Source organism: Acinetobacter sp. FDAARGOS_558, assembly GCF_003937785.1.
Lineage (GTDB): Bacteria > Pseudomonadota > Gammaproteobacteria > Pseudomonadales > Moraxellaceae > Acinetobacter > Acinetobacter baumannii.
In genome coordinates this window covers 981,581-994,990 of the sequence record NZ_RKJH01000001.1, presented here as the reverse complement: position 1 = coordinate 994,990, position 13,410 = coordinate 981,581, and the positions used below count along the sequence as shown (strand labels likewise).

General features: G+C 38.2%; 12 protein-coding genes. 8 read left to right on the top strand and 4 right to left on the bottom strand.

What is annotated here, in order from left to right; translation table 11 throughout:
- Nucleotides 1-23: 23 nt before the first annotated feature.
- The 5 genes from purF to EGT34_RS04785 all read left to right on the top strand — a co-directional run bounded on the left by purF (nt 24) and on the right by EGT34_RS04785 (nt 6,839).
- Nucleotides 24-1,565 carry an amidophosphoribosyltransferase gene (gene purF, locus EGT34_RS04805; protein WP_000334671.1) on the top strand — a complete coding sequence of 514 codons (1,542 nt, stop codon included), beginning with the start codon at nt 24-26 and terminating at the stop codon, nt 1,563-1,565.
- A gap of 78 nt (nt 1,566-1,643) precedes the next feature.
- Nucleotides 1,644-3,533 (top strand): M48 family metalloprotease, encoded by a 1,890-nt coding sequence (locus EGT34_RS04800; RefSeq protein ID WP_031971918.1) that lies wholly within the window; start codon nt 1,644-1,646, stop codon nt 3,531-3,533.
- A gap of 100 nt (nt 3,534-3,633) precedes the next feature.
- A complete protein-coding gene (locus EGT34_RS04795) occupies nt 3,634-4,290 on the top strand; it encodes a hypothetical protein (RefSeq protein WP_024437192.1) in 657 nt (218 codons plus the stop codon).
- An 11-nt stretch (nt 4,291-4,301) separates the two neighbouring features.
- Entirely contained in the window at nt 4,302-5,267 is a 966-nt protein-coding gene (locus EGT34_RS04790; RefSeq protein WP_125305479.1) for a 2-hydroxyacid dehydrogenase, read from the top strand.
- A 144-nt stretch (nt 5,268-5,411) separates the two neighbouring features.
- On the top strand, nt 5,412-6,839 hold the full coding sequence (locus EGT34_RS04785) for a M48 family metalloprotease (RefSeq protein WP_086241998.1): 1,428 nt from the start codon (nt 5,412-5,414) through the stop codon (nt 6,837-6,839).
- 91 nt (nt 6,840-6,930) lie between these two features.
- Here the strand turns inward: EGT34_RS04785 and EGT34_RS04780 are convergent, their stop codons facing one another.
- Complete coding sequence (locus tag EGT34_RS04780; protein ID WP_000209410.1) at nt 6,931-7,377, bottom strand: GatB/YqeY domain-containing protein; 447 nt, start codon at nt 7,375-7,377, stop codon at nt 6,931-6,933.
- A 26-nt stretch (nt 7,378-7,403) separates the two neighbouring features.
- Nucleotides 7,404-7,619: a 30S ribosomal protein S21 gene (rpsU, locus tag EGT34_RS04775; protein ID WP_001136722.1), complete on the bottom strand. Its 216-nt coding sequence runs from the start codon at nt 7,617-7,619 to the stop codon at nt 7,404-7,406.
- Between the two features lie 145 nt (nt 7,620-7,764).
- On the opposite strand from rpsU, the gene tsaD reads away from it, so the two are divergent.
- Complete coding sequence (gene tsaD / locus EGT34_RS04770) at nt 7,765-8,775, top strand: tRNA (adenosine(37)-N6)-threonylcarbamoyltransferase complex transferase subunit TsaD (protein WP_000636261.1); 1,011 nt, start codon at nt 7,765-7,767, stop codon at nt 8,773-8,775.
- Between the two features lie 2 nt (nt 8,776-8,777).
- Here the strand turns inward: tsaD and EGT34_RS04765 are convergent, their stop codons facing one another.
- Nucleotides 8,778-9,881, bottom strand: coding sequence for a DUF6670 family protein (locus EGT34_RS04765; protein ID WP_000744448.1), 1,104 nt, complete (start codon nt 9,879-9,881; stop codon nt 8,778-8,780).
- Nucleotides 9,882-9,984: 103 nt separating this feature from the next.
- Entirely contained in the window at nt 9,985-10,866 is an 882-nt protein-coding gene (locus tag EGT34_RS04760; protein ID WP_000190819.1) for an ATP-binding protein, read from the bottom strand.
- 178 nt (nt 10,867-11,044) lie between these two features.
- On the opposite strand from EGT34_RS04760, the gene EGT34_RS04755 reads away from it, so the two are divergent.
- Both EGT34_RS04755 and EGT34_RS04750 read left to right on the top strand, forming a co-directional pair.
- A complete protein-coding gene (locus EGT34_RS04755) occupies nt 11,045-12,553 on the top strand; it encodes a DUF3336 domain-containing protein (protein WP_000461855.1) in 1,509 nt (502 codons plus the stop codon).
- Nucleotides 12,540-13,343 carry a protein kinase domain-containing protein gene (locus EGT34_RS04750; RefSeq protein WP_000912079.1) on the top strand — a complete coding sequence of 268 codons (804 nt, stop codon included), beginning with the start codon at nt 12,540-12,542 and terminating at the stop codon, nt 13,341-13,343. The genes EGT34_RS04755 and EGT34_RS04750 overlap by 14 nt, the downstream gene beginning before the upstream one ends.
- Nucleotides 13,344-13,410 lie beyond the last annotated feature (67 nt).

Genomic DNA, 13,410 nt, shown 5'->3' with positions numbered 1-13,410 from the left:
CCTAGCTTGTCTGCGAGGTTGCTATGTGTGGAGTTGTTGGTATAGCCGGTAAATCGCCAGTGAACCAAATGTTGTTTGATGCATTAACGATGTTGCAACATCGTGGGCAAGATGCAGCTGGAATAGTAACCTGCCATGAAGGCCGTCTTTTCCTTCGTAAGGATAACGGTATGGTACGTGATGTTTTTCATACTCGTCATATGAGAGCATTACTTGGTAATTACGGTATTGGTCATGTGCGCTATCCAACTGCTGGTTCTTCGAGCAGTGCGGAAGCTCAACCATTTTATGTGAACTCACCTTACGGTATTACACTTGCACATAATGGTAACTTGACGAATGCAGAAGAAATTCATGATGACCTGTTCAAAACAGATTTGCGTCACATGAATACGGACTCTGATTCAGAAGTTCTTTTAAACGTCTTTGCTCATGAGTTGCAAAAGATAGGAACTTTAAATCCTACACCGGAAGACATTTTCCATACCGTTTCGCGTGTACATGAGCGCTGCCAAGGTGCTTATGGTGTAGTGGCAATGATTACTGGTCACGGCTTAGTTGGTTTCCGTGATCCAAATGGTATCCGTCCGCTTATTTACGGTTCTCGTGTAACTGAGCAAGGCGAGATGGAATATATCATCGCATCAGAATCTGTAGCGATTACGGCGCTTGGCTTTAAAATTGAGCGCGATATTGCTCCGGGTGAAGCAATTTTCATTAACGCTGATGGTGAGTTATTTACAAAGCAATGTGCTGCAGATCCAAAATACCGTCCATGTATTTTTGAATATGTTTATTTTGCTCGTCCAGATGCAATTATTGATGGTATTTCGGTTTATAAAGCTCGCTTAAAAATGGGTGAGAAATTAGCGCATAAAATTTTGCGTGACTGGGGTGAAGACCATGATATTGACGTGGTTATCCCAATTCCAGATACAAGCCGTACCTCAGCTTTAGAGTTGGCAAATATTCTTGGCGTGAAGTTCCGTGAAGGTTTTATGAAAAATCGTTATATCGGTCGTACCTTCATTATGCCGGGTCAACAACAGCGTAAAAAATCTGTACGTCAGAAATTAAACCCTGTTGAGTTAGAGTTTAAAGGCAAGAACGTTCTGTTAGTGGATGACTCAATTGTGCGTGGTACAACGTGTAATGAGATCATTCAAATGGCGCGTGACTCAGGTGCGAAAAAAGTATACTTTGCTTCAGCTGCACCGAAAGTGATGTATCCGAACGTATATGGTATCGATATGCCTGCTAAAACTGAGCTTATTGCTTCAGAACGCAGTGTAGAAGAAATCCAAGAAATTATTGGTGCTGATCGTTTAGTATTCCAAGATTTGGAAGACTTGAAGAACGCCGTACGTACAAGTAAGGTTCCTACATTGACTGAGTTTGATTGCTCTGTTTTTGATGGTATCTATGTAACTGGTGGAATTGATGCAGACTATCTGAATAATTTGGAACAGAAGCGTAATGATTCTGCGAAAAAGAAAAAAGATGGTTATATTGATGTCAATATTGATGCAGCGTCAGTAGATTTGACGGGTATTAAAGAAGAATAGAAATAGCCGAAAAAAGCGGGTGTTTCCCGCTTTTTTCTTTTATGATGAAACTTAACAATGTAATTGGGAATATTTACATTGAAAGAAGTAAGCCACTATTTAATCGAAAATAAAAATATGGCATGGTCCATCACTATGTGTTTGGTCGCTGTGCTTTTAACTATTTTTATTTTAAATCTCATTTTAGGTTTACTTGTTCATTTTTTTGATTATAGCCAACCGATTTGGTGGCACGCTTTAAGTCCATATTTTGTTGCTCTTTTGCTTTTTATTATGGTTTGGTCTGTAGTGACCGAGCTTTATATTTTGCGTAAAGGCGGTCATTCCCTTGCTAAACAGCTTAAAGCACGTCGTTTGGTGAAAGGCGAGAGCACACCAGAAGAACATGCGGCATTAAAAATTACAGAACATTTGGCGCAAACATTTTCTCTTAACGTTCCAACTCTCTATGTTTTGCCTGACGAAGTAGGTGTAAATGCATTAACTGCAGGTTTTCACTCAAATGATATTGTCATTATTTTGACTTGGGGCGCTTTACAGAATCTGGATGAACTGGAGCTGTATGGTTTATTAGGTCATGAGTTTAACCAAATTTTATCGGGTGAAGCTGTAGAAAATACTAAATTAAAAATTTTATACAGCGGTTTAACGACTTTTAGTCAATGGGGTAGTAAACTCGCCAAGCAAGGTTTTAAACGCTATAGTCCAGGTTATAAGCATAAATTTGAAACGGTATTTGTAGCTGTCGGTGGTGTAATCTGGTTGGCAGGAAGCTTGGGTGTATTGATCACTCGTTTTATTAAATATTTAACGTTAAGTGGCCGCACATTTCGCAATGACCAAAAAACTATGCGGTTGCTAAAAAATAGTACGAATACCCAAACATTATTACGTATTTATGTTCACCATTCAGGATCACAAATTCATAGTGCTTATTCTGAATCAATCGCGCATATGTGTTTTGCAAATTCACTTAGCCCTCAAAGCTGGATGAATATTCACCCGAGCATTCGTGAACGTATTTACGAACTTAATCCAACTTTACTGCAAGATTTACAATTAGAAAATTTAAAGAAACTTCGCAATCGACCTTTATTTAGCCTTTTCCGTTCATTAGAAGAATCTGAGACTGAAATTTATATTCCGTGGTCATCACCACAACCTTTGCCATTATTGCGTCTATCTCCAATTAGTTTTGCATTAAATGATGCGATCAAGCCTTTGAGCAGCGATATCCGACGTAATAAAAAGCGTCCAGAACTTATTCAGCGTGCATTGCAAACAGCCACTGGTTCACGTGAGGTGATGGTTGCAATTTTAATGATTCGTCAATATCGAGAATTTATTCCGCAAGAAGCTCCGGTAAGCCATTCGATTGTCGATGCTTTGCTTAATCTAGATGGTCGTATTCATATTCAGATATTTCATGATGCATGTAAAAATATTGGCCATATGCCTGCAAGTATTGCGCGTCAATTTTTGACAAAACTAGCACTTATTATTCAGGAAGATGGAGAGATCGGACTGCTTGATGCGCTACTATTAGAGCGGGTCAAATATGAATTGAACTTGATGCCACTTCATTTGCCAACAGCATTTGAAGAAGTGAAACCTCAAATAGTTCGTTTAATTGATGCATTACTTCATGTGCAGCAAATTAATAGTCCAAACCAGTTGGAAGTCCGTGAGCGTATTTTGCGTTCTTTACTTAACCCAGATGAAATGCATATATATGATGAAATTTCGGATGAGCCTTTAGACTTGGCTGAAATTTTAAATGACATTGCTGGGCTTTTACTTCGTGACCGTCTAAGTATTTTGGCAATTGCTGAGATGTGTTTATGGAGTGACCGCATTATTACCCAAGATGAACTTGATGTGCTGGAGTTACTCTACTGGCGATTTGGTTTTGAGTCCGATGAAATTGTAGAGCAAATGCAGAAGAAAAATAGCGTTATGATTATTTAGGAAACATATGTGGTTTCCACTAGCGATGATTAAAAGAAAACGCTGAAAAAAAATCAGAAGCCCGTTAGAATGTGTGTAGATTAGAGGTACTGATTTAAACATGATTGGGCAGCAAAGAAATATACTGGCAACTTTAGGAATTGATATATGGATTCCTAGAACACAAGTGTGCCAAAAAAATAATGCTCATACTGTATGGCGAGATCAGATTGTTGAATCTCATACACCAATTATCGCACCTACCATAGATGTTCCTGCTTTTGAACAAAAGCCATCTAAGCCTCTGTTGCCTGAAGCGCCTAAAGTTGTAGAGCAACCTTCAATAGCAATTAGAGATGATGTTCCGCAGTCTGAAAGGATTGTTGAAAAACCTGTGATTGCTGTTGAGCAAGAGGCGATTACTCCATTCGAGTTGCAGGCTTATTGCCTTGAAAAGTGTGTAATCTTTGTTGATGTGACAGCATTAGAAAAAGAAGAAAAACAACTTTGGACAAATATACAAAAGGTTAAAGTGGGTCATTATGCTGAATTAAAATGGCCTTTTCCCTTAGGGGCATATCAAGATCAACGCGGTGTGGGTTCATATATTCAGGGTTTCTTAGATGCTGTAGCTGCAGAAAAAAAGATTTTGTGTTTAGGTAAATGTGCGTATATTCAACATGCAAATATTATTCATTTAGCTAGTTTAAAAGAAATGTTAGATAAGCCTCTTCTTAAGAAAAGATTGTGGCAACTTATGCAAGATAACAATGAGTAGTAGGGATTTACATGAAAAAGGTTGTGGTTTTTAGCCAAATTGATGAGGAAATTTTGTCACGGTTACAGCAGGATTACTATGTTGTCGTATTGAACCCTAAACTGGGTGATATCAATGAACAGATACGACAAGAAGTAGTAGATGCTGATGGCATGATTGGGGCTGGTCGTTTGCTCAATGAAAGTAATCTTTCTCCTGCCCAAAATTTAAAAATTATTTCTTCTGTGACTGTAGGTTATGACAATTATGATGTTGGTTATTTAAATCAGAAAAAAATCTGGTTAGCAAACACACCTCATGTTTTAACTGAAACGACCGCAGATCTTGCTTTTACTTTGTTATTAAGTGCAGCCAGAAAAGTTCCTTTTCTAGATCACTGGACTAAACAAGGTGAGTGGAAAAGAACAGTTGGGCCACAGCAGTTTGGTCTCGATGTTTTTGGAAAAACATTAGGTATTATTGGGCTTGGTAATATTGGTGCTGCAATTGCACGTCGTGGCTTTTATGGATTTAACATGAATATTGTTTACCATAATCGTCGCGAGAAACCTGAGTTAGCGGAACCTTTAAAAGCTCAATATCTGGGGTTGGAAGAATTATTACAACAATCTGATTTTGTAGTGACGGCTGTTGATTTAAATGCGGAATCTAAAGCTTTAATGGGCAAGGCTCAATTTGAGCTTATGCAAAAGCATGCCATATTTATTAATATTGCGCGTGGCTCAGTTGTCGATGAGCAAGCCCTAATTGAAGCATTGCAAAATGAAGTTATTTTTGCTGCTGGTTTAGACGTCTATGAGAAAGAACCTCTGCAAGAATCTGCACTTTTTAATTTGCCGAACGTTGTCACTTTGCCTCACGTAGGTTCTGCTACAGCTGAAACACGTAAGAAAATGGCAAATTTAGCTTATAAAAACTTGGTGGAAGCACTAGAGGATAAGACGCCTAGATATTTAGTGAATCCTAATTTTGTGTAAAGGATGAATAACACTTCATTGCAAATATAGTCTATTTTCAATGTTATAGTGAAAGCCTGCTCATATGATGCAAGAAACTCAAGCATTATATGAATGGGCTTTTTTGTTAGTTTAATTTTTAATAGAGAAGAACTTTTGAAATTTTTGCCAGTTATTTTAAGTTTGGCTTTTATAACAAATGCCTCTTACGCTGATCCTTTTGACTCAAAACCATCTTCTGGGCAGGTTGAAATTCCGAATATTGGTGGTGGAATAGGATTACTTGATCAACAAAAAGAAAAATTTATCGGTGAAAAAGTTTTCCGTGAAGTTCATAAACAAATGCCAGTCATACAGGATGTATGGTTGGAAGATCAGTTTTTTCAAGTTTTCTCTAATATCTTGGCTGAAACACAGCTTGGACAACCTATTGGGCTTGTGGTCATTAAAGACCCACAAATTAATGCCTTTGCTGTTCCTGGTGGTTTATTTGCATTAAATACAGGTCTTATTTCCTCGGCTCGAAATATTGATGAGATTGCTGGAGTGATGGCGCATGAGATTGCCCACGTTTCGCAGAGGCACTTTAGTCGTTCAGAAGAGGCTTTTAAAGGACAAACTCTTTTAAGCTTGGCTGGTTTGCTAGCAGGTGTGGCTTTGGCTGCTCAGGCAGGCGGGGATGCTGGAGCTGCAGTCATGTTGGGTACACAAGCAGCACTTCTTGATAAACAGCTCACTTATAGTCGTAATCAAGAGCGTGAAGCGGATCGAATTGGTATGCAATATATGTATGCCGCTGGTTATAACCCGCAAAGCATGGCGGATTATTTTGAAACGATGCATAGAGCGACGAGCCGAGTAAGTTTTTTACCAGATTTTTGGCTGACTCACCCTCTTACATCTGAACGTATGAGTGAGGCTCGCTTGAGAGCAAACCAGATGCCTAAAGTTAAAAGTCGAATATATGATGTCGATTTTGAAATTTTAAAATGGTATACCATGGTGGTTGCTGGAGAAGCTACTGAAAATCAGTTGCAAAGTCTGGCATCGCAAAAAAATCTGGCAGGCTTATTGGCTTTGTCGGCTTTCTATCTTAAACAAGGTGACTATACTCAAGCCCAAGCAACGTTGGAGCAGGCGAAATCAAGTGGTAAGCCATTAGTTGCCTTAATTCAAACAGATATTTATTTAGGCCAGAATAAACTTGATCAGGCCTATAATTCAATTGCTCCCTTGCAAATGACAATGCCTGAAAATAAAGCTTTTAGCTACAAATTGGCTGAGGTTTTATTACGTCAAGGTAAATATGCTCAAGTGCAAACTCTGGTGCAGCGTTTTATTAATAAAAATGCCCGAGATATACAAGGTTGGCAATTATTACAACAAGCCGCCAATTTAGATAAAAATTCACCATTAAGAGCTGTGAATGTATTGCGATATCGTGCTGAAGCACAGTACTGGTCTGGTAGTGAAGAGGATGCAATTAAATCGATGTTGCATGCACAACGTCTTGCAAAAGGTAATCAGGCCATGTCAGCCAGAATAGATAGTCGATTAAAGCAAATGCAAGATGAGCGACGAATGAAAATTTAAGGTCTAGGATGACTTTGGAATTTTCACAGGCATAAATATACTTAAACTTACGAGAAAGTTTAATTTAAGGATATATAAGAAGAGAGGGGGATTAAGCTAATTTAGCTTTAATTTTTGCTGAAACTTGAGCAGGATCGGCACGCCCGGCTATGATCGGACGTAGAGAATTCATCACCTTACCCATATCTTTCATGCTAGTTGCTTCTTGAGCAGCAATCGTTTGCTCAATAAGAGAATCAAGCTCTTCCTCAGTCATAGCTTCTGGTAGAAACTGAGATAAAACCTCAGCTTCGGCTTGTTCTTTACTAGCTAAATCATCACGACCAGCACCTTCGAAGGCTTTGATCGATTCTTTACGTTGTTTAATTTGCTTTTCAATGACCGCAAGAACCTGAGCGTCGTCAAGCTCTATGCGCTCATCGACTTCGATTTGCTTAATTGCTGCTTGTAGACTACGCAAAACCGTCACTGTTGCCATATCTTTGGCACGCATAGAAGTTTTTAATGCATCAGTAATCTGGTTTTTTAAAGTAGTCATAATGTTAGCAGTCAATCACAAATTAATTAGTAAAGGCGAGTAGTACGTACAGATTCGCGAGCCAATTTCTTTTGGTAGCGTTTAACTGCAGCAGCTTTTTTGCGCTTACGTTCTTGAGTTGGTTTTTCGTAGAATTCGCGTTTACGAACGTCAGCTAAAACACCAGCTTTTTCGCATGAACGTTTGAAACGACGGATAGCTACGTCAACTGGTTCGCCTTCTTTCAACTTAACTTGTGGCATGTAAAATCCTCTAGATTATGGATAAGATCAGGCACACCATTGCGCCAGATCACAAGTGAAGGTCAGTATTTTACTCATTTACAACTCATATCACAAGTCTATAATAGCGATTGCAATATTTTGACTCATATAAAAGGCAGTTTTGATGATTGTTTTAGGCTTGGAAACTTCTTGTGATGAAACAGGGTTGGCACTTTATGATAGCGAACTCGGCTTACGGGGACAGGTTCTTTATAGCCAGATAAAACTTCATGCCGAATATGGTGGTGTGGTTCCAGAGTTAGCTTCTCGTGACCATGTTCGTAAGCTTATTCCTTTAATGAATCAGCTGCTTGAACAAAGTGGTGTTAAGAAACAGGAAATTGATGCAGTCGCATATACGCGTGGCCCGGGTTTAATGGGAGCGTTAATGACCGGAGCTTTGTTTGGAAGAACTTTAGCATTTTCTTTAAATAAACCAGCAATTGGTGTTCACCACATGGAAGGCCATATGTTGGCTCCTTTGCTTTCAAGCCAACCGCCTGACTTTCCATTTGTTGCATTGCTTGTTTCAGGTGGTCATACACAATTGATGGCAGCTCATGGTATTGGTCAATATGAGCTATTAGGTGAGTCAATTGATGATGCGGCAGGTGAGGCTTTCGACAAAGTCGCAAAAATGATGAATCTGCCATATCCGGGTGGACCAAATATTGCCAAGTTGGCGTTATCTGGTGATCCTTTAGCATTTGAATTTCCACGCCCAATGCTTCATCAGGGCTTAGATTTTTCTTTTAGTGGTTTAAAGACGGCAGTTTCTGTTCAGTTGAAAAAATTGAACGGCGAAAACCGTGATGCTGATATTGCTGCTTCATTCCAAGAAGCCATTGTAGATACCTTAGTAAAAAAATCTGTAAAAGCTTTAAAGCAAACTGGTCTTAAACGTTTAGTAATTGCTGGTGGGGTAAGTGCAAATTTACGATTACGTGAACAGTTAGAAACTTCATTGGCGAAAATTAAAGCTCAGGTTTACTATGCTGAGCCTGCTTTATGTACAGATAATGGTGCAATGATTGCATTTGCAGGTTATCAGCGTTTAAAAGCAGGTCAGCATGATGGTTTAGCTGTAACGACCACACCAAGATGGCCAATGACTGAACTTACTATTCCTGAGTAAAATTATTCATCTTCAAAGGCTTGAGGATTTTCGATATCAACATATTCGATGTATCCACGGCCTTGAACTTCATTGCCAAAATAATGACCAGTAAATATATAGCTACTTGCATAACCTCGCCCATGACCATAGCGGAATGGGCAGTCAATTTCTGCCTGAATGTTTAATATAATTTGCTTTGCATCATTTCGAGCGATCCATGAAAAATATTTTGGAAGTCGCATTTTTTGCCCACTAGGTGAAACGAAGTCATCAACTTGATGCGAAATAATATCAAAGCTTACATCTGTGTAAATTTCAGCTGGCTGGTCCAGATGTCTAATATGCAGGGTGTATGCAGCTGTTTGTCCTGCAATATCGGCTTTGGTAAGAAGAAGTTGAGTGGTCTCGTTTAAATTGATAATTTGATAAGTAAAAAAATCAAGTGGCAGTTTATATGCATCAGGAATAAGTTTATTTGTAATGGAGTGAGGACCCACTGCTCGTGCATATTCGTAAGTACAAAGTCCTTGGGTTTCAATGTATTTTGCTTGATAGTTTAAAAAGCCTTTAAACTTTGCCAATAAACTAAAATGATCATAGATTGGTGTTTTTATAAACCATGAAACATGTGAAGTGATATCGATATCAAAGTCGAAATCAAACCCATCATAATGTCCATTAATATGGATGTGTGGAAATTTTCCTTGAATTAAAATTTCCTGTCCTAGTTCTATTAAGGTCCCATCTTTATTAATTTTTGTATCTTCAGGAATGATATAGGCCTTCAGTAAAGCTTGTTCCAGAGCAGCTGTGCTTGAAAAGAAAGTAGCGGTTTTTCTCGGGTTACCAGTGATGATGTCATCATGATCAAAAGCAAGTGCACCTGGTGTACCGATTAAAATCATAATATTTAAGTAACGATGCGGCTCTGGTAAAAGTGGGAAAAAGATACCGTAGTGTGTCCAGCTATAATATTTTTCGTCAATTCTTGGACGGATGATATGAGTTTGAGTAAAAGGAAGAGTTGAATATTTTTTTGCTTGGTCTAAAACGCCTTGTGCAAGTAATAAACTTTTAGCAAGCGCTTTACTTGTTGTAGAAATTTTTGGCAATTGTTTTTTCATATATAAACCTAAAGAAGGGCTATCTTTGTCTTAGGTTATGAAAAACAACTGCCAAAGCTAAGCGGTTTATAGGCCAAAGCTAAGGCTTTGCGGGACATTTTATTTAATTGTTAGACAAATCTTTTAAGGCGTTTAAACCAATCCAATGCTTAGAAAACTGATAAGCAGCTCGACCAGAGCGTTGACCCCGCATTTGGCACCAACGCAAGCTTTCAGCACGAACTTCATCATTAAAAGGCATGTTTGCTTTATCTAGATAATGCTCTACGATTTCTAAATATAAGTTTTGATCCATTGGATAAAAAGATAACCACAAACCAAAACGGTCAGATAAAGAGATCTTTTCTTCAATCGCTTCTTGCGGATGAAGCTCGGTATATTGAGGCACATCTACTTTGGTTACAGGGGTGTTTTCATGCATGAACTCAGGTAACAAGTGACGACGGTTACTGGTTGCATAAATAATAAAATTTGTTGAACCTGACTGTAAGGAACCATCTAATACGCTTTTTAAACTACGGTAATTTTCATCTTCAGCATTAAATGCTAGATCATCACAATAGACGATGTATTTTTCAGGTCGGTTTTGAATAATTTTTTGAATTTTTGGTAAGTCTGCTAAATCATCACGTTCAATTTCAATCAAACGTAATCCTTGAGGTGCATACTCCGTGAGTAAAGCACGAACAATAGAGGATTTACCCGTACCACGTGAACCCGTTAAAAGTACATCATTTGCCGGTAAGCCATTTAAAAACTGCAAAGTATTTTGAATGATCTTTTCTTTTTGTCTTTCGATGCCTTTTAAGTCATCAAGATAAATATTTTTAGGTGTATAAATAGCTTTAAGCTGCTGGTTTTCCCATCTAAAAGCAGGGGCAGTAAAATCGGTCTCTTGTTTCGGTTCAGGTAAGACCTGCTGTAACTGATTTAATACAAGTGATAAGGTTTGAACTAAATTGTCGGGTAAATCAATGGTAGCCATGGTTAATCAATCATGTTAAACAGTAATTTACTAGGATACTAACACCGAAATTTGCAAGCTGACAAAAAAGATACGATCCATGCAGTTTATCGGTTTTGCAATTGATTGAAATGTTCAGACCGCGCATAGTGTTGTCATGTCTATTCAGTAAAATCATCTGTGAAGATGAGGACGAAATATGTTTGAAAAAATACGAAGTGATATGAATCCGCATCAGGCTTACCGTATCAAAAAATTACAACGTCAGTTAGACATGGCTGAATCTTATGAAGAGTGGAAGTCTTTTGCATTAAAACTGGATGAAGAAACTGGGGCACAAGAGTGGAAGTTTGATAATAGTTCGCCTTACTTCGATGCCGAGCTCATTTCTTATCGTTACACTTTACTGAAAAGATATCGTCAGCAACATCGCACTTTAGATTTGATTTATCTTTTAAAAGAAGGGTTGACCTACGATATTGCAAATATTGGCCACCCTATGTTGTTTGCTGCCACACATGTAGGCACAAAAAAACTAATTGAAGATTATATTGAAGAAGTCAGCCAAAGCTTGGCTTACATTGCATCTAGTGAATGTATTACATTCCAAAGAAAAGAAAAAATCGAATTTTTTGAAAATTGTGAAAAAGCATATGGACAACCTGCTCTTATGTTCTCGGGGGGAGCAACCTTAGGCCTTTTTCATACCGGTGTATGTAAGGCTTTAATTGAACAAGATTTAATGCCTAAAGTCCTGTCTGGTTCAAGTGCGGGTGCCATTATGACGGGTATGTTGGGAATTTCTGCCAGTGAAGATATCCAAAACTTGCTAAATGGTGAGCAATTTTTTAGTGATGCTTTTCACTTTAGAAAACTTCGTGAACTTATAAAAGGGAATGGTGGGATTGCCGATGTTCACTATTTAAAAAAATTCTTAATTGAAAATTTAGGTGATCTTACTTTTGAAGAAGCATTCAAAAAATCAGGTTTGAATATTAATGTCGCTGTTGCGCCGTACGATGCAACTGAAAACCCTCGAATTATGAATGCGATTATGACTCCAAATGTTTTGGTTTGGAGTGCGGTATTGGCTTCTTGTGCTGTGCCAGTTTTATTTCCACCTGTGCGTTTAACCAGTAAGCGTTATGATGGTGAACATACCCCTTATATGGCAAATACTAAATGGGTAGACGGTAGTGTACGTAGCGATTTCCCACAAGAAAGAATGGCAAGACTTTATAATTTAAACTACACCATTGCCAGTCAAGTGAATCCGCATGTTGTACCGTTTATGCAAGATGATGCGCGCCGTTTCCGTAAAGACGTTTTAAGTTGGCCTGAACGAATTTTAAGACGCCAAGGTAAAGTACTTTCAATGGGGCTGATGGACTTTACACGGCAAAGATTAGGCGCGATTTCACCCGTAAGAAGACTGCTCGATCATGGATATGGCGTAGTAGGGCAGCGCTATTATGGTGATGTTAATATTATTGCCAAATATAGCTTAAAACATTATGCCTATACGCTACAAAACCCACGCCCACATTTGTTTAAACGTTTACAGCGAGAAGGTGAGCGCGCGACTTGGCCGAAAATCTCTTCTATTGAAACGCACGCGCGTATTGGTAAAACGATTCAGCACTGTTTAGAAGTTTTACGTTTTGAAGAAAAGAAACAACAGCCAGAATCTTATTATGCTGAAGCATGATTTTGCTTCTCATATAGAAAACCTAAAATGTGTGACAAAGCCTAGAAGTGAAGCTTTAGGACGGCATCTATGGACATGTATTATAGATGCTAATTCCTACTGGTTAAAATTTCATTTGCCAAATGTACATGCTCAAAGTGAGCAAGATTTTTTGCATGAATTGCAATTTTATGAAGATATTACATATAAAAAAACGAATTGGCTTTTGCCATTTAAAATTATCGAGGGCAGTGCGGTTTCTCAACAACCACAATTTCAAGGAAGAGTATTAGTTTTACCGGATACAGATTGTTGGTTTGATGATTTAGATCAAAAGCAAAATTTAAAAAATATAAATGAGAAAATCTATCTAGCACTTGTTAAATTAGCAGAGCTTCATGAGTTAGGATGGATTCATGGTGATATTAAAAAAGAACATTTTCGAAAGTTTAAGCAAGAACTTTATTTAATTGACTTTGAAAAAACACGGCTTATTTCAAGCCCTGATCCAATAACTGATGCTACACCACGGTATATGGCGCCAGAGCTATTTCATGGTGCCAATAAAACCGTTCAAAGTGATTTATATGCATTGGGAATCGTATTGTATGAATGGTTAACGCAAACTCGTTTACAAGCAAATAGTTACCATGAGTGGGCGGTATTGCACTGTCAAAAATTAAATGTGGTATTACCAAGTTCGTTCCAAATTTTCTTGCCACTACTTTCAGGCTTGTTACAAAAACAGCAGCAAAACCGGTTTTCAAATGTACATGAAGCGATAAATTGCTTAAAAGCGCTCCCAACCTGATAAAAATCATTGATCTAGTAACTGTATACAAATTACTCGGTCAGTTTTTTTGGAAAAAAAAACACTT